This is a genomic window from Glutamicibacter sp. (assembly GCF_032154645.1).
In the GTDB taxonomy this organism is placed as follows: domain Bacteria; phylum Actinomycetota; class Actinomycetes; order Actinomycetales; family Micrococcaceae; genus Glutamicibacter.
On record NZ_JALDXV010000017.1, the window covers coordinates 44234 to 66046 of the forward strand.

19 protein-coding genes and 2 tRNA genes are annotated in these 21813 nt (G+C 57.6%); 8 read left to right on the forward strand and 13 right to left on the reverse strand.

The window, feature by feature from the left end; genetic code table 11:
- Window positions 1-33 precede the first annotated feature (33 nt).
- From RUH64_RS13285 to gndA, 3 genes are all read right to left on the reverse strand, one after another.
- Entirely contained in the window at window positions 34-1131 is a 1098-nt protein-coding gene (locus tag RUH64_RS13285) for a bifunctional glycosyltransferase family 2/GtrA family protein (RefSeq protein WP_313814011.1), read from the reverse strand.
- Window positions 1128-2108 carry a phosphodiester glycosidase family protein gene (locus RUH64_RS13290; protein WP_313814013.1) on the reverse strand — a complete coding sequence of 327 codons (981 nt, stop codon included), beginning with the start codon at window positions 2106-2108 and terminating at the stop codon, window positions 1128-1130. The genes RUH64_RS13285 and RUH64_RS13290 overlap by 4 nt, the downstream gene beginning before the upstream one ends.
- A gap of 240 nt (window positions 2109-2348) precedes the next feature.
- Window positions 2349-3788, reverse strand: a complete 1440-nt coding sequence (gene gndA, locus RUH64_RS13295) for an NADP-dependent phosphogluconate dehydrogenase (RefSeq protein WP_313814015.1) — start codon at window positions 3786-3788, stop codon at window positions 2349-2351.
- A gap of 206 nt (window positions 3789-3994) precedes the next feature.
- Between gndA and RUH64_RS13300 the strand changes: the two genes are divergently transcribed.
- Window positions 3995-4726 (forward strand): FCD domain-containing protein, encoded by a 732-nt coding sequence (locus RUH64_RS13300; RefSeq protein WP_313814016.1) that lies wholly within the window; start codon window positions 3995-3997, stop codon window positions 4724-4726.
- 116 nt (window positions 4727-4842) lie between these two features.
- Here RUH64_RS13300 and RUH64_RS13305 read toward each other — a convergent pair whose 3' ends face one another.
- Together RUH64_RS13305 and RUH64_RS13310 are read right to left on the reverse strand one after the other, a co-directional pair.
- A complete protein-coding gene (locus RUH64_RS13305; protein ID WP_313814017.1) occupies window positions 4843-6264 on the reverse strand; it encodes a GntP family permease in 1422 nt (473 codons plus the stop codon).
- A gap of 47 nt (window positions 6265-6311) precedes the next feature.
- Window positions 6312-6821, reverse strand: coding sequence for a gluconokinase (locus tag RUH64_RS13310; protein ID WP_313814019.1), 510 nt, complete (start codon window positions 6819-6821; stop codon window positions 6312-6314).
- A 592-nt stretch (window positions 6822-7413) separates the two neighbouring features.
- Between RUH64_RS13310 and RUH64_RS13315 the strand changes: the two genes are divergently transcribed.
- On the forward strand, window positions 7414-8109 hold the full coding sequence (locus RUH64_RS13315; protein ID WP_396276029.1) for a hemolysin III family protein: 696 nt from the start codon (window positions 7414-7416) through the stop codon (window positions 8107-8109).
- 109 nt (window positions 8110-8218) lie between these two features.
- Here the strand turns inward: RUH64_RS13315 and argE are convergent, their stop codons facing one another.
- The 5 genes from argE to RUH64_RS13340 form a co-directional block, all read right to left on the reverse strand.
- Window positions 8219-9388 (reverse strand): acetylornithine deacetylase, encoded by a 1170-nt coding sequence (gene argE, locus RUH64_RS13320; RefSeq protein WP_313814021.1) that lies wholly within the window; start codon window positions 9386-9388, stop codon window positions 8219-8221.
- A 342-nt stretch (window positions 9389-9730) separates the two neighbouring features.
- Window positions 9731-9806: transfer RNA gene (locus RUH64_RS13325), tRNA-Val, on the reverse strand.
- 393 nt (window positions 9807-10199) lie between these two features.
- Window positions 10200-10275, reverse strand: a tRNA-Val gene (locus tag RUH64_RS13330).
- A 109-nt stretch (window positions 10276-10384) separates the two neighbouring features.
- A complete protein-coding gene (locus tag RUH64_RS13335) occupies window positions 10385-10840 on the reverse strand; it encodes a redoxin domain-containing protein (RefSeq protein ID WP_313814022.1) in 456 nt (151 codons plus the stop codon).
- Window positions 10840-11256, reverse strand: coding sequence for a DUF3052 domain-containing protein (locus RUH64_RS13340; protein WP_313814023.1), 417 nt, complete (start codon window positions 11254-11256; stop codon window positions 10840-10842). The genes RUH64_RS13335 and RUH64_RS13340 overlap by 1 nt, the downstream gene beginning before the upstream one ends.
- Window positions 11257-11620: 364 nt before the next feature.
- Between RUH64_RS13340 and aceE the strand changes: the two genes are divergently transcribed.
- The 6 genes from aceE (at window position 11621) to RUH64_RS13370 (ending at window position 19387) form a co-directional block, all read left to right on the forward strand.
- A complete protein-coding gene (aceE, locus tag RUH64_RS13345) occupies window positions 11621-14365 on the forward strand; it encodes a pyruvate dehydrogenase (acetyl-transferring), homodimeric type (protein WP_313814024.1) in 2745 nt (914 codons plus the stop codon).
- Between the two features lie 146 nt (window positions 14366-14511).
- Window positions 14512-15717 carry a helix-turn-helix domain-containing protein gene (locus tag RUH64_RS13350; protein ID WP_313814025.1) on the forward strand — a complete coding sequence of 402 codons (1206 nt, stop codon included), beginning with the start codon at window positions 14512-14514 and terminating at the stop codon, window positions 15715-15717.
- A gap of 166 nt (window positions 15718-15883) precedes the next feature.
- Window positions 15884-16807, forward strand: coding sequence for an ACP S-malonyltransferase (locus tag RUH64_RS13355; RefSeq protein WP_313814026.1), 924 nt, complete (start codon window positions 15884-15886; stop codon window positions 16805-16807).
- Between the two features lie 195 nt (window positions 16808-17002).
- Window positions 17003-17248 carry an acyl carrier protein gene (locus RUH64_RS13360; protein ID WP_022876609.1) on the forward strand — a complete coding sequence of 82 codons (246 nt, stop codon included), beginning with the start codon at window positions 17003-17005 and terminating at the stop codon, window positions 17246-17248.
- Window positions 17249-17373: 125 nt separating this feature from the next.
- Window positions 17374-18621, forward strand: a complete 1248-nt coding sequence (fabF, locus tag RUH64_RS13365) for a beta-ketoacyl-ACP synthase II (RefSeq protein ID WP_313814030.1) — start codon at window positions 17374-17376, stop codon at window positions 18619-18621.
- A gap of 184 nt (window positions 18622-18805) precedes the next feature.
- Window positions 18806-19387 carry a dihydrofolate reductase family protein gene (locus RUH64_RS13370; RefSeq protein WP_313814032.1) on the forward strand — a complete coding sequence of 194 codons (582 nt, stop codon included), beginning with the start codon at window positions 18806-18808 and terminating at the stop codon, window positions 19385-19387.
- Window positions 19388-19412: 25 nt separating this feature from the next.
- Here RUH64_RS13370 and RUH64_RS13375 read toward each other — a convergent pair whose 3' ends face one another.
- The 3 genes from RUH64_RS13375 to RUH64_RS13385 all read right to left on the reverse strand — a co-directional run bounded on the left by RUH64_RS13375 (window position 19413) and on the right by RUH64_RS13385 (window position 21744).
- Window positions 19413-19787, reverse strand: a complete 375-nt coding sequence (locus RUH64_RS13375; protein WP_313814033.1) for a VOC family protein — start codon at window positions 19785-19787, stop codon at window positions 19413-19415.
- Between the two features lie 289 nt (window positions 19788-20076).
- Window positions 20077-20580, reverse strand: a complete 504-nt coding sequence (locus RUH64_RS13380) for a DUF3145 domain-containing protein (protein WP_313814034.1) — start codon at window positions 20578-20580, stop codon at window positions 20077-20079.
- A 153-nt stretch (window positions 20581-20733) separates the two neighbouring features.
- Window positions 20734-21744, reverse strand: coding sequence for a tyrosine recombinase XerC (locus tag RUH64_RS13385; protein ID WP_313814035.1), 1011 nt, complete (start codon window positions 21742-21744; stop codon window positions 20734-20736).
- Window positions 21745-21813 lie beyond the last annotated feature (69 nt).

Below are 21813 nucleotides of genomic sequence, written 5' to 3' on the forward strand. Positions count from 1 at the left end.
GCTAGAACTGAACAGCGGCCGGCACGAAGGGCCCTACCCCTTGCCTCGCAACCGCGCCGAGCGCGCTATCTGGCCTGCGCCCGGCGGCAGGCCACTCGCGAGGTTGTTGAGAGCTGCACCCCGACTAAATAGGAATCGTTTCTGAACCGCGTAGCTCATGAGGAACAGGGCCATCTCCGTCAGAATTTTCGCCGCGATCAGTGGCACCCCCGTGTGCACCATCAACCTCAGAAGCTCGTAGTTCGCCGCCAACAGACACACCGCTAAGAGCGCATAACGCCACGCGGTGGACTTCAGCTCGGTGTTGCGGGCACCGCTGAACACCAACTGACGATTGATCCAGAAGTTCACCGCCGCGCTGCCAATCCGTGCCAACACCACCGAAGCGAGCAGGTTGACGGAGATTAAGCTGAATGCAAAGAGTAATGCGGTGTCAACGACGAATCCTGCCAAAGACGCGGCGGTAAATTTCAGCAGGGGCGCATAAATTCGGGCCGAATCCGTGATCGGCCTGAAATGAGACGACCTATTGCCCTCAAGGTAGATCGCTTCGATCGCAACACTGTCGATGAACAGGGACCTGCGCCGCGCTTCGAGCAACATGTTCAGTTCATACTCATAGCGCTCGCCGGGGACCTGTATCAGCCACTGAAGTGCCGTTGGCGGAAACGCCCGCAATCCCGTTTGGGTGTCGGCCAGCCAGCTGCCGGTGGACAGGGCGAAGAACAATGTGGTGGCCCTGTTGCCCAGGGCACTGCGCCATGGAATTTTTCCGCCAAAGCGGCGCTGCCCCAGCGTGAGGTTCCCGGATTCGAGGACCCTGCAGGCAACGCTGGCGATGTCGGCGGCGCAGTGCTGGCCGTCGCAGTCCGCCGTGACCACAATTTGACCGGGAAATTCCTCTTCGATGAACAAGAACCCGCGTTTCAGCGCGGCTCCCTTGCCTTGGTTGATCGGATAGCGCCGCACCACGGCACCGAGCTTTTGTACGGCGGCGAAGACTTCGTCGTATTTTTCTCCGCTTCCATCGTCGATGACAAGCACCTGAGCGTCGCGCAGGTGCTCTCTCAGGGAGGCAACCAGGTCAAGCATTTTCGCGTCGGGTTGATAGGCAGGAATCAGAATGATCATTGCTGCCCCTGCTTCGCAACATAGAACACATCTGAGGTTCCACGCTCTTTGTCCCGGCCCAGAGGGTTGTTAACCAGACGCCCATTGAAGTATATGGTTGACGATCCTCCGCCGTCCATGTTGTAGGCGGTCTTCGCTCCCAGATCTGTCATGATCGAGGCGAGCTCAGGCATGCTCACCCCCGCGCTGTATCCCGCGGCACGACCATCCACCACGACGAAAACCACATGGTTGTCCCCAAGCACGCCTACCGCGGTGCGCGGCTGTTTGCCTTGGATCGAGTGGTTTCCGAAGTTCGTGTCGATCTCTACCGAGTCGATCCCGTCGATCACTTTGCCGTCGGCGACGATCGCGGGGCCGAAGGAGAGGGTATTGATGACCCCTTGGTTCACAAGTGCTGACGCGTTAGTCTGCCGTTCGTCGTAGATCTTGACCGATCCGTCGGCATAGAAGGCCAGCGCCTCGCGCGCCCCCTTGTCCCGGTAGGCCTTGCCGTTGCGGATCACGATTCCTGTGTCTCGGAAACCGTAGTAGTCTCCATTCACCGCGAAGACCGCGTCGTGCTCTTGGGCAATTTGGCTGGTGGTTTCGATGATATTTTCACCAAAACTGTCCTTGGCGAATGCCAATCGAAGAACGTTCGCCTCACTGAGTTTCAGGTCGGCGACAAAATAGACGACAGCTGCTTGACCGCTTCCGATAGTTTTTTCGGTAATGGTGATGGTTGCAAGGTCCGAGGTGTAACTGTTCTCGTCGAGGACCGCCGCATCAGCACCGTGGCTGCCGCTGTCTGTCGTCGTAGGTGGGGAGGATTCGCCGCTTGACACGTCGGTCTGTTCGACGTGTTCGATGACGAATCGGTCCAGCGCCCAGCCGGCTGTGCCACCGGCTCCGGCCAACAGTGCGAGCGAACCGGCGATGAAGGTGCGCCGCGACGGCTTCTTTTTGACGAGTGGGGCATCGGGTAATTTGGTCATGCAAATTTTCTATGACCGTCACCTGTGGCCCAGCGGGTGTAGAGGTTTGAAGAGCTTTTGAATTCCGGGCATCGGCGCGCATTCCCGGGGATAAATCGTTGCTGTGCGTTTTTTGCCGTTCCATGCCCGGCCCTAGGCGGCACTATGACCGAGCTGAGATTCACAGCGTTATCTAGGCAGAGAAAAAGCCGGCCGCACCCGTTGTCTAACGAGGCGGCCGGCTAAATGCGCGGAATGATCCTAGTGGGTGTCTTCCGCTGCGATCTCGGAACGGTCGCCGCTCCACAACGTGTGGAAGGTGCCTTCCTTGTCGGTGCGGCGGTAGGTATGCGCGCCGAAGAAGTCGCGCAGACCCTGGGTCAGTGCCGCAGGCAGGCGGTCGCGACGCAGACCGTCGTAGTAGGCCAAGGACGACGAGAAGACCGGAGCGGGGATGCCCAGCTGTACCGCCACCGCGACCACTCGGCGCCATGCAGGCAGCGCCTTGGCGATCGCCTCGGTGAAGGCGGGGGTGAACAGCAGGTTCGCCGGCTGCGCCTCTCCCTTGTAGGCGGCCATGATGTCCTTGAGCAGCGCTGCACGGATGATGCAGCCTTCACGCCACAAACCTGCGATCTCATCGAGCTTCAGCTCCCAGCCGTATTCACCGGCGGCAGAGGTGAGCATGTCCAGGCCCTGTGCGTAGGACACCAGCTTGGAGGCGAATAGCGCCTGGCGGACGTCCTCAACAAAGTTCTCCGGCAGGGCGACGTCGGTGGTTTCGCCCGCCAGCACCTGCTGGCCCACGGCGCGGATATCACGCTGGGAGGACAGCGAACGGGCGAACACGGACTCGGCAATGGCGGATACCGGCGATCCCATGTCGAGGCCCGACTGCACGGTCCAACGTCCGGTGCCCTTCTGGCCCGCAGAGTCCTGGATGACGTCGACCAGCGGTTTGCCGGTGGCGGTATCCACGTGGCCAAGAACCTCGGCGGTGATTTCAATGAGGAAGCTGGAGAGCTCGCCCTCGTTCCACTGCGAGAAGATTTCTGCCTGTGCCGCCGGCTCCAGGCCTGCCGCGCTGCGCAGCAGGTCGTAGGCCTCGCCGATGACCTGCATGTCGGCGTATTCGATGCCGTTGTGGACCATCTTGACAAAGTGGCCGGCGCCGTCGGTGGAGATCCAGGCGCAGCAGGGGGTGCCGTCGTCGGCCTTGGCGGAGATCTTCTCCAGCAGCGGCCCCAGGGCCTTGTAGGACTCGGCCGAGCCGCCCGGCATGATCGATGGACCCAGCAGGGCACCTTCTTCGCCGCCGGAGACGCCGACGCCGACGAAGTGCAGACCCTTGGCAGCCAGGGCAGCTTCGCGGCGGCGGGTATCGGTGTAGTGCGAGTTGCCGCCGTCGATGATGATGTCACCCTCATCCAGCAGCGGGACCAGCTGGTCGATGACCGAGTCGACCGGGCCGCCAGCCTTCACCATGATCATCACGCGACGCGGGGACTCAAGGTTCGCTACGAGCTCCTCCAGGGTCTCGGTACGGATGAAATCGCCTTCATCGCCATGGGCTGCAAGCAATGCGTCGGTTTTGGCAACCGAACGGTTGTGCAGAGCTACGGTGTATCCATTGCGGGCGAAGTTCCGTGCGAGGTTCGCGCCCATCACGGCCAGACCTGTGACACCAATCTGTGCAGGCATAAAAATAAGTCTCCATCAATTACGGGGAGTTGAGGCGCAATAGAGACCGGAAAGTCACGGCCCCTGATCACGACCACGTGACCATTCCATCCTACTCGTGTTCACGCCGCGATTCCCAGACCTCGGGCCGAAATAAATCTGATTTTAGTTTGTTGTTTAAGTATCAAGTTTCTGAAGTACGCCCACGCTGTGGCTAAACTAGCCGTATGGCAACTAGTCTGCACGCTCATGTGGTTGAGCATCTCGGCTCTCGCATTGTCAGTGGACAAATCCCCGACGGCTCGATCATTTTGGCCGCCGATTTAGAGCAAAAACTTCAGGTATCTCGGTCGGTGATCCGCGAAGCCGTACGCGTTTTGGCGCAATGCGGATTGGTCAACAGCACCAAACGCGTTGGCATCCGGGTCCTCAGCGCCGAGCATTGGAACCCTTACGACGACCATGTCATCCGCTGGCGGCTGGCCAGCGATCACAGGGGCGCCCAGTTGCGATCCCTGACCGAGCTGCGGATCGCCGTCGAGCCGATGGCCGCCGAACTGGCTGCGGAGGTTGCCCCGGAGTCGCTGCGCAAGGAACTCATGCTGTTGTCGGCCCAAATGAACCACTACGGACGCATGGGCGATTTGCGCCGATTCCTAGAATTGGACATCCGATTCCATTCGGCGGTACTGGCCGCGTCAGGCAATGAAATGTTCGCCAATCTGGCAACTCCCATCGGAGCAATCCTCCGCGGTCGTACAGACCTTGGCCTAATGCCGGAGCGCCCCCACGAGGAAGCACTGCTGTGGCATCAATCTGTGGCCGACGCGATTTCGAACTCGGATCCGGCGGCGGCCCGGCGCAATATGGAGAGCATCATGCGTCGTACGCACAATGAAATTTCCGGTCTATGGGACGCCGAGCCACGATTATTCGTCGACGCGGCGAAGCAAAAATAGCCTCGATCTTCAACCTTCGCGCAACGAGTTGTATCAACGCTGAATTAATCATCGAATCCCGTCGGATGCTATTTAAAGCATCCGACGGGATTCCTTTTTATGCAGGTAACTTCACGCTAGGCAAGCGCCGTGGCCACGCCGTAAAGCACCATCACGAAGGCAAAGCCGACGACGGAAACCAGTGCCTGACCAACGGTCCAAACACGCAGCGTGGTTGAAACGTCCATTTGGAAGAAGCGCGACACCAGCCAGAATCCGGAATCGTTGACGTGCCCCGCGAAGACCGATCCGGCCGCCAGAGCCAGAACCATCGCGGCAACCTGAAAAGCTGTCAACGTCGAGTCAGCCAGCACCGCAGGCTGAATAATTGCAGCGGCTGTGGTCAATGCAACCGTCGCGGACCCCTGGGCCAAGCGAACAATCGCAGCGATGAGGAATCCGGCGATGATCAGCGGAAGGCCCAATGCATCCAAAGACGTGGCAATGGCCTGTCCAATGCCGCTGGCACGCAGTACGCCGCCGAACATGCCACCTGCTCCGGTGATCAAAATGATTGAACACACTGGACCCAGAGCGGAATCAACCACTGTCTCGATCAGGGTCTTGGACTTGCCCTTGCGGAACCCCAGCAAAATCATGGCGAGGAAGACCGTGAGCAATAGAGCCACGGGGGTTTCACCCAGCAGCCTCAACCACTGCACCCAGCCTGCGTCGGGATCCACCACACCGGCAGACCCCAGCATATTCAAGCCCGTGTTCATAAAAATCAACAGCAGCGGCAGTAAGAGCAGGCTGAATACCGTGCCGACCGAAGGAGATGACTTAAACGGATCCTTCGGTCCGCCTTCAGCGCCACCCAATGCAGCATCCAAAATATGCGGCACCGGAACGTCGAACTTCTTGCCGATGAATTTTCCAAAAAGCTGGCCCGCGAAGAACCAGGTAGGAATGGCTACTAATAGACCCAGAATCAGCACTAGCCCGACATTGGCGTTGAGCAGTCCGGAAGCAGCCACCGGCCCCGGATGCGGCGGGACGAAGACGTGCATGACCGAGAATGCGGTAGCAGCAGGAATAGCGTAGAAGAGCAGCGAGCCGCCGAGCCGGCGTGCGACCGTGAAAATAATTGGAAGCATCACTACAAGGCCAGCATCAAAGAAGATCGGGAAACCAAATAATAGAGATGCCACAGACAGAGCCAAAGGGGCGCGATCTTCGCCAAACTTATTGATAAGCCAATTGGTCAATACATCGGCGCCGCCACTGGTTTCCAGCATGCGTCCGAGCATCGCGCCGAGGCCCACCAGTAATGCCACGCTTGCCAGCGTACTGCCAAAGCCAAGCGTCATTGTGGAGATCACTGAGCTTGCAGGGATGCCTGCGGCAATCGCGGTCAGCAGGCTCGTCGCCACCAATGCCAGGAATGCGTGCACCCGGAAACGGATGATCAGCACCAGGAGCAGGGCAATTGCCGCGGCCGCGATACCAAGGAGCGCCGGGGTTCCAAGCGTCCAATTTAATTCAAGCTCAGGTGTCATTGTCGTCCTTGATCAATTTGAGCGAAATGGGATTCGAGTCAGCCTGCTTACGCAGGCAGTTCAGCAATTAGCTTGCGAACGATTTGCTGAGGCGTCATCGAAATATCTGCCGTGAGGACACGTTCGTCGCTATCAGGCTCTTCGAGCGTTGCCAGCTGACTAGTGAGAAGCGAAACGGGCATGAACTCGTGGGTTCGTCCCGCCATGCGATCACTGAGCAGGGACTTTCCACCGGAAAGGTGAACGAACAATGTTGTTGGTTCAAGAGAGCGGATCAAGTCACGGTATGAGCGCTTGAGGGCCGAGCATGCCACCACCAGCGAGTGGTCGTGTCCATGAGCCTCGGCCAATGTCTCACCAATGATTTCCAACCAGGGCTTACGATCGGCATCATTTAGCGCTTGCCCCGATGCCATCTTGTCTCGATTGGACTGCGGGTGCAGTGCGTCGCCGTCGATGAATTCTAAGCGAAGCTCGGAGGCGAGCATCGCTCCAATCGTCGATTTGCCACTTCCCGAAACGCCCATCACCACGATGGGAGGAATCTTATTGGTCATGTTTCACTCCGTTGTGCATGAACTCTGTTATCTGATTTTAGATAACCAGATGTTCATAAAATCATATTTAAAAGGCTATGAGTTGTCGCCTGCACTGTCAAGGTCAGCGCTTCTACCCATACCGCGCCTCAAAACGAACGAATTGTCCGCGATGTGCATCAATGTTTCATCACCATCGCTCCTCACCAGCTCAGGCTGCCCAGCAAACAAGCTCCAAGACCCGACGCACCCATCGAACATTGGGGAAAGTCAGCTTGGCGCCATTCAGACAACAAGCTGGTGTGCCCGTCAGCTTGGGCGGAGCGTTCCCCCACTACATGGTTAATGACACGCGTCGTTGAAGAATTCAAACAGGGCAGTAGGTTTTAGCACGAAGAAATCAGCTTCCGACTGCACCAATACAAGGACAAATAGTGGTGGCCTAGGCACTGCCCTACACCCAAAATCATCAATCGTCAGCGTGCAAGTATGCAGCCCGCCCGTTCCCTAGAAACGGTAAGTTTTGTACCGCCCGGACACAGTAGGCCATCAGCATAGTGGCGTAAGCTTCAAACTGCAGGGGTGGCTATCCCGGCAGGACCAAAGGAACCCGATGACCTCCTCGACTGTGCCCACAGAGAACCCTCCACGCGTTTCGCGTCGGAAAATTGACATCCAAGGCACCGAACGGACCCGATGGCGCGGGCTAATCCATGCCTGGTCGACGCCGGCAATTATCGTCATGGGATTATTGCTGATCGTCCTAGCCGAGAGCCACTTAGCCGAATGGACCACCGCAGTATTCGCACTAAGTTCGATTGCGCTGTTCGGGACCTCCGCGCTATATCACCGCGGCCGCTGGACGGATAAAGTTATGGGGCTATTTCGCCGCGCCGATCACGCAAACATCTTTCTGCTGATCGCTGGCACCTACACACCCGTCGCGGCACTGACTTTAGCGCCCAAACAGGCGATCACCGTACTTTCAATCATTTGGACAGGGGCCCTATCTGGCATTGCAGTGAAATTGCTGTGGCCGTGGGCTCCTCGATGGATCGGTGTATCCCTATATTTGTTACTCGGCTGGGGCGCAGTCATGTATCTTCCGGCTTTCTGGGCCGCCAATCCCGCCGTAATGATTCTCATTGTGCTTGGAGGGCTTGCCTACACAGTGGGGGCTATATTCTACGCAACCAAGTCACCGAATCCGCTGCCCAAAGTTTTCGGATTCCATGAACTTTTTCACTCATGTACCATCATCGCTTTTCTGTGCCACTGGACAGCGGTACTTCTGGTCGCGATCAATTAGCTCTTTGCGCGCATCACAGTGCGGCGCATAAAAGCACCAACTTTTTTGCACCGCACTGCATGTTCAGAACGCCATACCCCGTCCCCGGCCGGTTTTTGGCGCAGGACCGCTAGTCGCTCAGTTTGACGATTAGTTTTTCAACGAACTCTTCGCAGGCAACAAGCTGATCCAGCTCAATGAATTCATCCGGAGCGTGAGCCTGCGCGATATCGCCAGGGCCGCAAACAACCGTGGGAATACCAGCTGCCGAAAATAGCCCGGCTTCGGTCCCATAAGTCACTTTCTCGTCCGTTGCGATGGCTCCACAATCAGCCGCGAATCCGACGAAGGGTTCATCCTTACTGGTTTCCAGCCCTGGCGCGCCCGCCTGCTGCTCAAAGGTAACGTACGCAGCGTTATTGCGATGTTTCATCTCTTGCTCAAGATCGGCTGCACACTGTCGGATTCTCTGAGTCAGTGCCTCCCTATCAACGACTGCCAGGGAGCGGTACTCGAAGTACACTACACATTCAGAAGGGATGGTGTTTACCGCAATTCCGCCGTCGATGCGATTAACGTTCATAGTTGTCGTAGGCTCGATAAACGCGTCATCCGATGGGCCCTCGACTCGAAGTTCTTTGGCTAATTCCTCGACGAACGAAGCAAAGCGCAATGCATAAGAAATCGCGTTTAGTCCCTCACTGGGTAACGACGAATGCGAAGCAATCCCATGGAACTCCACCTTGAACACATTCATTGATTTGTGGCCTCGGATTGCCCTCATACTGCTCGGTTCGCCCACAAAGCAGCCCCCGGGAGACAGTTCGTCCTTCACCATTCGGTCGACCAGTGAGACTGCACCCACGCATCCGACTTCTTCATCATAAGAAAAAGCCAGATGGATTGGCTCGCGAAGTTTTGCATCTACCATCTTCGGCAACTTCGCCAGAATAACGCCTAGGAAACCTTTCATGTCACACGTACCGCGTCCATAGACCCTCCCGTCCCGGACCTCAACGGCAAATGGATCGCTGGCCCATTTCTGACCATCAACCGGCACAACGTCGGTGTGCCCCGAGAGCACGATTCCACCTTGGCGCCTACCATCCGCAGCTGGGATCGTCGCCAATAAGTTTGCTTTATTCCCGTCTGGGCTGGGAATGCGTATCGACGCTACGCCATGCTCCCCCAACAAACCTTCCACATGATCGATCAAAACCAAGTTTGAATCCCGACTGGTGGTATCCAGAGCTACCAAGTCACTTATGCGACTCATGGTTGTTTCTGACGGCTGGGCCATGTCTACTCCTTAGATCCGAATTGAGCCACTTGTTGACCATGGTTTCACATCTATGGAACGTACTACCCGAATATTTCTCCATGTCAGAAACTCTTGAGGGTCAATTGTGTTGCCGCCCTGCTGTTTTGATGTTGCCTATCAAACCGAAAGCATCTAGCACTACGCAAAGCTACGTTTCGTTGCAAAACTAATTGCCGGTCTCGTACCTAATGCGCCCCCCTATCCCCCTTATTCTTTTCCAGGGGACTCGGTAGATCTGCAGCTGACTTTCCTTGCCCAACTGGGAATAATCGAATCGCAAAATAGAAAAGATCCGCACCCTATGGATGCGGATCTCAAATTTGGTGGGCCCTACCGGGATCGAACCGATGACATTCACGGTGTAAACGTGACGCTCTACCAGCTGAGCTAAAGGCCCTAACCACATTGGCTTTTTGAATTTCTCCTCGCCAACAGGAAATAACTTTACTTGACCTTTCCCGGGAGCACAAATTGAAAGCTAGTGACTTACATCTCTCTAAGAAACCAAGTCAACTAGGACTTAGAGCGCAAGGTCACGGCCCTGATACGAGCATTCGGATTCTCGGCACCTTCTTGATTGACTACGATTGAAATCAAACGATTAAGAAGGCATCGCACTACCGAGCGAAGGGATTCACGAGTAGGTCGCGGGATCAAAAACAAGTTTTAGGAAAAGCTTAAACAAACATCACGAAAAGATTCAGGCAGGGCCAAGAACATGCAGCCAAGAGTTCGAATACACAAAAAATTCGCCTCGATTCTCGCAGGAGAATCGAGGCGAATTCGTGATTGGTGGGCCCTACCGGGATCGAACCGATGACATTCACGGTGTAAACGTGACGCTCTACCAGCTGAGCTAAAGGCCCTAACCACATTGGCTTTGTGGGCCAACGAGGAACTACATTACAGAGATTCTTTGACCGATGCAAATCCCGCGCACGTCATTGGAAACGGCCCTGAAGACACGACAGTTATTCAGGCGCGATCACGCTCAATTGCTCGAACGTAGTCTTGAAAATCGCGAGGTTCAGTCATTGCACTAATGAAGACGTCCTGCACTAGGCCATCGATTACATACAAAGATAACCGTGTCGCCACTCCACGTTGTTCGTCGAACGCTCCTGCCAACCGCGCGATTTGGCCATGTGGCCAGAAATCAGCCAACAGATCAAATTCCGCGCCCAGCTGCTGCGCATAATTACGCAGCGCAAACTTATGATCTACAGAGATCGCGATCACTCGCACCTGGGCATCGCTGAGATATGCATAATTCTGTTGAAGTTCGGCTAGTTCAGAGCCGCAAACTCGCGAAAACGCCCAAGGATAAAAGACAACCAGCACCCGACCCACTGAGAGTCCGGCGCTGGTAATCGTTTCGCCGTGTTGATTTTCCAGCGAAAATTCGAACAGGGGTGAGCCTGCTTGAATCATTAGTTCTTCTTGCGAGGCGCCAGACGAATTGCTGACCAATCAGCCGAGACGCCCTCGGTGGTCGTGACATGCAATCCAGCACTTGGGGCTTCCTGCTGAATCAGTGCTGGGGATACGTGCCCATCTCGCCCCTGCTTGGGGGTTAACAGCCAAACGATTCCCCCGTCTTCAAGACAGTTCAGAGAATCCATGAGGGCGTCGACTAGATCACCATCACCCTCGCGCCACCAGAAAACGACTGCGTCTACTACGTCGTGGTCCTCTTCGGTGAGCATCTCTGAACCGATCAGGTCCTCGATCGAGTCACGAAGATCGTAATCAACGTCATCGTCGTAACCCAGTTCCTGAATAAGGTCTTCATTCTTGAACCCCAGTTTCTTAGCGGGTTCCAGATTTGCCGATACGGCGTCGCTCACTTCATTCCTCCTGATGGTGCAAAGCGTTAGTACCAACGAAACACGGTTTCGTCGCTCCATTCAAGCGCTAAGGCAATAACACGCCGAACAAAATTACCCGCCGCCAAGTGAGCCAACACCCAGCGACAGGAGTAACTAGATAATAGCTCCTGCACAATGTTGTACAAGTCACTCAATAAAACATGTTTAATGCTATTTTGCCCAAAAATCTCGTCATTTCGGGGTGGATTTATTCACTAGAGTAGGCAGTGAACCGAGCAGAACACATCACACCAGTGTCTGCGCACCCGATGTCCCAATACCGTCGCAATGCAGGTAACTGCCTGCGCCGTGACGGAGCCGCAAATTCAATCAAGGAGCTTCAGTGGCTGTAGAGGAACACATCTCCCAGATCCGTAGTGGGTTGACTTACCAGCTATCCGATCGGGATCCCGAGGAAACCCAGGAATGGTTGGACTCGTTTGACTCCCTCGTAGAGACCCAGGGCACCGAGCGTGCCCAGTTCATCATTCGTTCGCTGCTTCAGCGTGCGGGTGCCAAGTCTGTTGGTGTTCCGATGGTCACCACCACCGACTACGTCAACACCATCCCCGTCGATCAGGAACCAGAGTTCCCCGGCGACGAAATCATCGAGCGTCGTTACCGCGCCTTCATGCGCTGGAACGCTGCGATCATGGTGCACCGCGCCCAGGAGCCATCCATCGGCGTCGGCGGCCACATCTCCACCTACGCTGGTGCCGCGACCCTGTACGAAGTGGGCTTCAACCACTTCTTCCGCGGCAAGAACCACCCAGGCGGCGGCGACCAGGTATTCTTCCAGGGCCACGCCTCACCAGGTATGTACGCACGCGCCTTCGTCGAAGGCCGCCTGTCCGAAGAGGACATGAACGGCTTCCGCCAGGAGAAGTCGAAGGAAGGCCACGCACTGCCTTCCTACCCGCACCCACGTTCGATGCCTGACTTCTGGGAATTCCCAACCGTGTCGATGGGCATCGGCCCGGCTAACGCCATCTACCAGGCGCAGCTGAACCGCTACCTGCACAACCGCGGCATCAAGGACACCTCCGATCAGCACGTCTGGGCCTTCCTGGGCGACGGTGAAATGGATGAGCCGGAGTCGCGCGGCTTCCTGCAGCTTGCTGCCAACGAGAAGCTGGACAACCTGACCTTCGTCATCAACTGCAACCTGCAGCGCCTCGACGGCCCGGTTCGCGGTAACGGCAAGATCATGCAGGAACTGGAAGCCTTCTTCCGCGGTGCCGGCTGGAACGTCATCAAGGTTGTCTGGGGCCGCGAGTGGGATTCCCTGCTTGAAGCGGATAAGACCAACGCCCTGGTTGACATCATGAACCAGACCCCGGATGGCGACTACCAGACCTACAAGGCCGAGTCCGGTGCGTTCGTTCGCGAGCACTTCTTCGGCCAGCGTCCGGAGACCAAGGAATTGGTTGCCGACCTGACCGACGACCAGATCTGGAACCTGAAGCGCGGCGGCCACGACTACCACAAGGTCTACGCAGCCTACAAGGCAGCTACCGAGTTCAAGGGCAAGCCGACCGTCATCCTGACCAAGACCGTCAAGGGCTACGGTCTGGGTGCACACTTCGAGGCTCGCAACGCGACCCACCAGATGAAGAAGATGACCCTGGAAGACCTGAAGGGCTTCCGCGATCACCTGCGCATCCCGATCACCGACGAGCAGCTTGAGGCCAACCCTTACCTGCCACCGTACTACCGCCCAGCCGAAGATTCGGCCGAGTACAAGTACCTGATGGAGCGCCGCGACGCTTTGGGCGGCGCTGTGCCGACCCGCCGCCGCGAGTCCGATGCGCAGATCACCCTGCCGGGTGAGAAGTCCTACGCCATCGCCAAGCGCGGCTCGGGCAAGCAGCAGGCAGCCACCACCATGGCCTTCGTTCGCCTGCTCAAGGACCTAATGCGCGACAAGGACTTCGGCCACCGAATTGTGCCGATCGTTCCTGATGAGTCCCGCACCTTCGGTATGGATGCGTTCTTCCCGACCGCCAAGATCTACAACCCTGGCGGACAGAACTACCTGTCCGTGGACCGCGATCTGGTACTGGCGTACAAGGAATCCCCACAGGGTCAGCTGATCCACCCGGGCATCAACGAAGCTGGCGCAGTTTCCGCGTTCACCGCGGCAGGCACCTCCTACGCAACCCACAACGAACCGCTGATTCCGATCTACGTGTTCTACTCGATGTTCGGCTTCCAGCGCACCGGCGACCAGTTCTGGGCTGCCGGCGACCAGATGGCTCGTGGCTTCATCATCGGCGCTACCGCCGGCCGCACCACCCTGACCGGTGAAGGCCTGCAGCACGCTGACGGTCACTCCCCGATCCTGACCTCGACCAACCCGGCAGTGATCACCTACGATCCTGCCTACGGTTACGAGATCGGCCACATCGTCCGCTCCGGCCTGGAGCGCATGTACGGCGGCAAGCACGAAGATCCAAACGTTATGTACTACATCACCGTGTACAACGAGCCGATCTCGCAGCCTGCTGAGCCTGAGAACGTGGACATCGAAGGCATCGCAAAGGGCATCTACCTACTCAACGAAGCCACCACCGACGGCCCGCGCGCTCAGCTGCTGGCTTCCGGCGTGGCAGTGCCATGGGCCCTGGACGCTCAGAAGATCCTCGCCGAAGAGTGGGGCGTCTCCGCCGACGTCTGGTCCGTGACCTCGTGGAACGAACTGGCCCGCGACGGCCAGACCGCCGACGACGAGGTACTGGTGAACCCATCGGCCGCCCGCCGCACCCCATTCGTCACCGCGAAGCTGGGTTCGGCCACCGGTCCGTTCATTGCCACCACCGACTACATGCGTGCGGTGCCTGAGCAGATCCGTCCATACGTCCCGGGTGAATTCCACACCCTGGGCGCCGACGGCTTCGGCTTCTCGGACACCCGCTCGGCAGCACGTCGCTTCTTCAAGATCGATGCACACTCGCTGGTCGTCCAGACCCTGCAGTCCCTGGTCGAGCGCGGAGAAATCGCTGCGGACTCAGCCATCAAGGCTCACGCCAAGTACGATCTGAACAACCCGAACGCCGGCAAGTCCGGCAATGCTGGCGGCGACGCCTAAGCATCGGTGGGATTCATTTCGCACTAACGCAGCTGCCCTGCCTGATTCACTTCAGGCAGGGCAGCTGCGTTTAGCCGTCCAAACTGTTCAAGATCCGCCCGCCGTAGTACGCCGCACGGCGCGCAATCTTAGCTAAGCTGGAAGTCATGGTGCCCCAAACCGACGCAACACCCGCCAAGAAATCTCGGACCCGCCCGGCCCCGAGCAGCGAGACTGTCAAACGCCTCAAAAGCCATTTGGGCGTACTCTCGACCACTGCGTTGAAGTATCTCGACCAACAGCTTCCCTGGTATCGGTCGCTGGAGCCCAACGAGCGGGCAGCACTAGGGCTGGTCGCGCAAAAAGGCATCTCAACCTTCGTCACCTGGTACGAAGATCCCTCCTCAACCCCATCATGGGTTGTCACTGACATGTTTGGTGCTGCGCCTACCGAACTGACGCGGTCCATCTCACTGCAGAAAGCCCTGGGATTACTGCGGACCATCGTGGAGGTCGTCGAGTCCCAGGTTCCCGATATCGCCCCTGAAGCCGAGCAGTCGGCGCTACGCGAGGCGGTACTACGCTACTCACGCGAGGTGGCGTTCGCCGCGGCCGACGTTTACGCCCGCGCCGCCGAAACCCGCGGCGCCTGGGACTCGCGTCTCGAAGCCCACGTCGTCGACGCGGTACTGCACGGTGAAGGCCACGACTCCCTGTCCTCCCGACTGGCTGCCATCGGCTGGAAGTCGCAGAACAACATCAGGATTCTGGTGGGCACCACTCCCCCCTCAAATTCAGTGACCTTTATCTCCGCACTGCGCCGACTCGCCACGCGCTATTCCCGAGATTCACTGGTCAGCGTGCTGGGTGAACGCTCGGTGCTGATGCTTTCAGACACCAAGTTCGACGAGGCAGATCTCAGCCGTTTGACCCGCTTTTTCGGCCCCGGGCCGCTGGTTTACTCTCCCTTGGCCCCCACGGTGAAAGACATGCATCAGGCCGCCCAAGCCGCCATTGCAGGTTTCACCGCCGCACGGGCCTGGCCTCAGGCACCGAACCCGGTGGGTGCCGACGACCTGTGGCCCGAGCGGGTCTTCAACGGGGATCCACTTGCCCGCAAAGACCTGCTCTCCCAGGTTTACGAGCCGCTGCAGCAGGCGTCCAACGGCCTGCTGGAAACGCTGACCAGCTACCTCGCCCTGGGGCATTCCTTGGAAGGCACCGCTCGTGAGCTGTTCGTGCATGCCAATACGGTGCGCTACCGCCTGAAACGCGTTTCCGAGGTCACCGGCTGGGATCCACTGGTCGCCAGGGATGCTTTCGTGCTGCAAAGCGCGTTGGTCGTCGGGCGATTGGCAGAATTCAATGCATAACCGTTTTTAGTGGTTCCGCACAGTTTCCTGCGGCCCTTTCCTACCCGTTACATGGGTTTTCAGGCCCCACATGCGCTAGGCTTTTGTAGGAAACCTACAAACAGTGGCCGTGAGGTTGGTGCCTGACAACGCGCCACGAAACGGCAATATTTGGAAAGCTGGAAGAGTGTTAGCAATCGTATGCCCCGGACAGGGCTCCCAGACCCCAGGTTTTCTTGCTGAATGGCTCAACGTCGACGGTGTGCGCGAGCACTTGGCCGCCCTGAGCGAAATCACAGGACGCGACCTGATCGAACACGGCACCACCTCCGATGAGGAAACCATCAAGGATACCGCCGTTGCCCAGCCGCTGATCGTTGCCGCCGGTTTGATCACCGCCAAGGCTTTGTTCGGATCCGAGCTTCCAGCAGGCGCAGTCTTCGCGGGCCACTCGGTGGGTGAAATCACCGCGTCTGCCCTGGCCGGAGCGCTGAGCGAAAACGATGCGATGAATTTCGTGCGCGTGCGAGCCAACGCGATGGCCGACGCCGCTGCGGCCACCCCCACCGGCATGTCAGCAGTTCTGGGCGGAGACCCTCAGGAGGTCTTCGACCGCTTGGCAGAGCTCGGACTAACCCCCGCCAACGCCAACGGTGGCGGCCAGACCGTTGCGGCGGGCACCCTGGAACAGCTAGCGGCCCTGGCCAAGAACCCCCCAGCCAAGGCTCGCGTCATCCCGCTGAAGGTCGCCGGAGCATTCCACACCGAGCACATGGCTCCGGCAGTAGGAGAACTGCAGCAGCTTGCCGACACCCTGGCTCCCACCGATCCGCAGCACACCCTGCTTTCAAACTACGACGGACAGGTCGTCGACGGCGGCTCGGCCAACCTTGCTTCACTGGTAGCTCAGGTATCCCGTCCGGTCCGTTGGGACCTGTGCATGGAAACTTTGGCAGCTCAAGGCGTCACCGGAATCCTGGAACTGGCACCGGCCGGCACCCTGGTAGGGCTTGCCCGCCGCGGCCTGAAGGGCACCAAGACCCTCGCGCTGAAGACCCCTGAAGACCTTGATGCAGCCCGCGAATTCATCGCGGAGCACAGCGCCAACTAAATTTTTCTCCCGCTTGACGCGTCATCACTCCAACGGTGTGGGCCACCTAGCCTAAGCTTTAAGCGGTGAAACTTTGCCTGCGGCCATCGAGCCCGCGGGCAAGGTTTCGATCAGGCGGATCGCGCACCGGCACATGCGGGGCAGATCCAGAAAAATGACCGGAGTCCTCCGGCACCACAAGAAAAGGAGCCATCCATGGCTAGCAACGAAGAAATCCTGGCAGGCCTCGCCGAAATCGTTAACTCCGAGACCGGCCTGGACGAAGCAGACGTGCAGCTGGACAAGTCCTTCACCGAGGACCTGGACATCGATTCGATCTCGATGATGACCATCGTCGTTGAGGCTGAAGAGAAGTTCGACGTGAAGATTCCGGATGAGGAAGTCAAGAACCTGAAGACCGTGGGCGACGCAGTAAACTTCATCGCCGGCGCACAGGCCTAAGCAGCATCGCCCGCATTTTCGCGGGCAAGCCGTTGTACGGGAAAGCCGTACACCCGGCCGGTACGTTAAGCCGGCCCACATAAATTTTTAGCAAGTGATCTAATCACCCAGTAGAGAGTTTGATGATGGCGCGCAAAGTAGTGATCACCGGTCTCGGAGCCACCACCCCCATCGGCGGGGACGTCCCAACCTTGTGGGAGAACGCCCTCAAGGGTGTATCCGGCGCCGCACCACTAGAAGACGACTGGGTCAAAGAGTTCGACCTGCCGGTGACCTTCGCCGCCCGCGCTAGCGTACAGCCCACCGAGGTGCTCAGCCGCCCGGAGACCAAGCGCATGGACCCCTCCACCCAGTTCGCCGTCGTCGCAGCCCGTGAAGCATGGGCTGACTCCGGCCTGAACAAGGAAGAGATCGACCGCAACAAGCTTTCGGTCGCCTTCGCCACGGGTATCGGCGGCGTGTGGACCTTGCTCAACGCCTGGGACACCCTGAAGGAAAAGGGTCCTCGCCGCGTATTGCCGATGACCGTACCGATGCTGATGCCTAACGGCCCAGCCGCCGCGGTATCTCTGGATCTCGGCGCTGCAGGCGGCGCGCACACCCCGGTGTCCGCTTGTGCTTCGGGCACCGAGGCAATGCACGTCGGTCTGGACCTGATCCGCACCGGTAAGGCAGACGTGGTTGTCGTCGGCGGCGCCGAGGCAGCGATCCACCCAATGCCACTGGCCGCATTCTCTTCCATGCACGCACTATCCAAGCGCAACGACGATCCTACCCACGCATCGCGTCCCTACGATCTTGACCGCGACGGTTTTGTGATGGGTGAAGGTGCAGGCGCCCTGGTGCTCGAATCCGAGGAACACGCACTGGCCCGCGGCGCACGCATCTACGCCGAGCTTGCAGGCTCGTCCGTGACTTCCGATGCCTACCACATCACCGCCCCAGACCCAGAAGGCCTCGGTGCAACCCGTGCGCTGAAGGCTGCAATGTTCGACGGCCGCATTCAGCCAGAGGACGTCGTTCACGTCAACGCCCACGCAACCTCCACCCCGGTAGGCGATAAGCCGGAGTACACCGCGTTGAAGGCAGCACTGGGCGATCAGTTGGACAATGTCTGGGTTTCGGCCACCAAATCGCAGATGGGCCACCTGCTTGGCGCCTCGGGCGCAGTGGAGTCCGTGCTCACCACCTTGGCCATTTACAACCGCAAGGCCCCGGTCACCATCAACCTTGACAACCAGGATCCGGAGATCCCACTGAAGGTTGTCACCGGTGAACCTGCCGAACTGCCGGCCGAGGGCACGATCGTGGCGCTAAACAACTCCTTCGGTTTTGGCGGACACAACGCAGTGGTTGCAATCCGCAGCATCTAGTTCTGCATCTGGGAAACATACTCCCCGTAAACAAGGGTCCGGAAACACGTAGTGTTTCCGGACCCTTGTCGCCTATTGCCTCGAATGTTTCGAGTCTGCGCTTGAACCTTGTAGCCGTAGGTCCTGCTTGCTACGCTCACCTTGTGCCGCAGAAAGCGCCACATCAAAACTGCAAGGAACCAATATGCGCACCCTTATTGCCACGGCGTTCATTTCATTAGACGGCGTCATGGAAGGCCCCGGCGGCGAACCAGACTACCGTAATTCCGGCTGGACCATCAGCTCCACCGAATTTGATCCGGCCGCCTATGAGTTGAAGGGCACTGAGCAGGGCGAAGCTGCAGCAATGCTCCTGGGCCGCAGGAGCTACCAGGCTTTCAGCCCGGTCTGGCCTTCAATGACCGAGGAGTTCCCGGCATACAACGCCATGCCCAAATATGTCCTTTCAACGACGCTTAGCGAGAAGGACCTCGTGGACAATTGGGGTGAAACTACTATTTTGCGTTCGATCTCAGACGTTGCGCGACTCCGTGCCTCCGACGGCGGACCAATCAGCATCCACGGTTCTTCCACCATGGTCCGATCACTGCAGGAGCACAACCTCATCGACCGCTACCACCTGCTGATATTCCCAGTATTGCTAGGTGATGGAAAGCGGCTGTTCAGCGATGCCCCGATCCACGCTCAGAAACTGAAACTCGTAGATTCCGCGGTGTACCCCAACGGCATTCAAAAGAACATCTTTGACGTTATCCGCGAACCTTAACGGCATTTTGTCGCAACCGCTCGGATCAAAGGTAGGCGCGAGTTATCAGTTCCAGGTAATGGCCTGAGGGATCAAGAAGGTAGACCCCTCGCCCATCATGCTCGTGATTGATGCGCCCTTCCTGCATCCGCTGCGGATCAGCCCAATGTTCTATGCCCCGGCCCTGGATCAAGTCGTAGGCGCGGTCGAAATGATCGTCATCAAGCAGGTAGGCGTAATGTTGCGGTTGAAAGTCGCCTGGCGGCGTAGCAAATTGCAGGAGTACGCCATCCCCAATGATGAGGTTTTGAAAAGGACCCCAACTTGGGGCCTCTGCGGCTTCAAGCAAATCACCGTAGAAAGATTTCATCTTCTGCGGATCGGATGAAGCAATAATGGTGTGGTTAAAACGTGCGGTCATTGATTCCCTTTCTCGGATTCGAAAATATGCATGCGACGATATTTCCAAAGCAGGGAGGCGCCCGGATCAGGGCACGACCAGATAGCCGTTCCGGGAGTGGCTCGCATGAGCCTGTCTGGTCTTCATCGCCACCGAGCATAACACCAATGGCGAGCTTATTACGAGGAAAAGGCACTTAAATCACAAAATGGGACCCCGTGGGTCCCATTTTGCTTTGGTAACAACCCCGCACCACCGGGGTCGGTTCCGGGCCTGCTCGACACATACCCGGAGATTAGTTAACCAGTCGTCAAACCACCTGGTTGAGCCATCGTACAGTTGAGTTTTCCGTTGCATGGCGGAACGGTTCTAATTCTTCGTCCCAGGCTTCGCCTAGGGCTATCGACATTTCTTGGTAGAAGACTGACGGATTTCCGTCACCTTTTTCGTAAGCCCAGCGGATTCGTTCCTCGCTGATCATGACGTTGCCAGCGCAGTCAATCGTGGCGTGAAAAATACCGAGGTCCGGGGTCACCGACCAGCGGCTTCCATCAGCTCCGGGGCTTGGGTCTTCGGTAACTTCAAATCGCAAATGCTGCCATCCGTGAATTTCACTGGTAAGCAATGCTCCGGTGCCCTGAGGACCTACCCATTCTATTTCGGCACGACGAAAGCCGGGTGCAGCGTGCTGTTCGGTCCATTCCATGGAGACCGGTGTTCCTAGCACGGACCCGATTGCCCATTCTAGATGCGGGCATAGTGCAGCAGTGGCGGAATGTATATAAATTACGCCTCTAGTCATCGGTGCAGACATGCCATCCTCCGTTGCGGTGTTGATCGTCTTCCCCTACGTCAACATCGAAGCGGTGCACTTCTTTCCGATACATCTATCTTGCCCGATTGGGCGGCCCTTTCGCCACCTGAAATCAATAATCGCGTACTCGTCTTAATTGAATTCGTGGCGTGTTCAGGCACGAGGATGCGCTTGAGCATAACTTTGCCTGAGCCTTTCAACCGAAACATGCGTATACAGTTGGGTTGTTGCTAGGGATGCATGGCCCAAAAATTCTTGCACGGCACGTAAATCTGCTCCCCCGTCCAACAGGTGGGTTGCGACGGTGTGGCGCAGCGCGTGTGGCCCGCTGGCCGCGGTGTCTCCCAAGGACTTCAAAGCCTGCGAAATAACCTCTCGTGCCTGACGAACGTTCAAACGGCCACCTCGTGCTCCAACCAATAGTGCATTTCCGGCTTTGTCGTTATCTGCAAGCACTTTTCGATGAGTTTCGATCCAGGAGCTTAGTACCCGCTGGGCCGGATTTCCGAACGGCACCACGCGCACCTTATTTCCTTTGCCCAGCACTCGAAGCGTACGCCGCTCAAAGTCAACGTCCGCAATATCGAGTGTAACCAGTTCACTGATACGCAATCCCGAAGCATAAAGCAGTTCAGCAATGACCTTGTCTCTGGCTTGCAAAGCAGACGTCTTTTGTTCTTGGGCGTTAGGCGCTGAATCGCTGTCCCCCGAACCAGCGTCCTGCACACGGCTACCTGGAGCTTTTGTGTCTGCTAGAAGCCTGTCAATCTGTCCGGATTGCAGCACATGCGGAAGCCGGCGTTCCTTCTTCGGCGCAGCCAGTCGAAGTGCTGGATCTTCCGAGACTAGTCCGTGCTTCATTGCCCATGCAAAGAAGTTCTTGGCCGATGATACCCGTCGGGCAATAGTGGTTCGCGAATTCTGAGCGTCATGCATACTTGCAAGCCACTCTCGTAGTTCATGTATTCCCACTAAACTCCATGCGGAAATTCCGTGGATCGTTACGAGGAATTCGGACAATGAACGCAGGTCAATCGAGTAAGCACGCAGTGTATTCTCGCTTCGTCCTCTTTGAAGACGCAGATATTCTAGATAATCCTCAACGGGTTCGGAAAGCGACGTTGGCAATTGCGGCATTTGATTGCCAAGGTATTCCTGCTTCATTAAACCGAGAATACCTCCTTGAGACACAATGTTTGAAGACGCGAACTCGTGACTATAACGTGTCAGCTA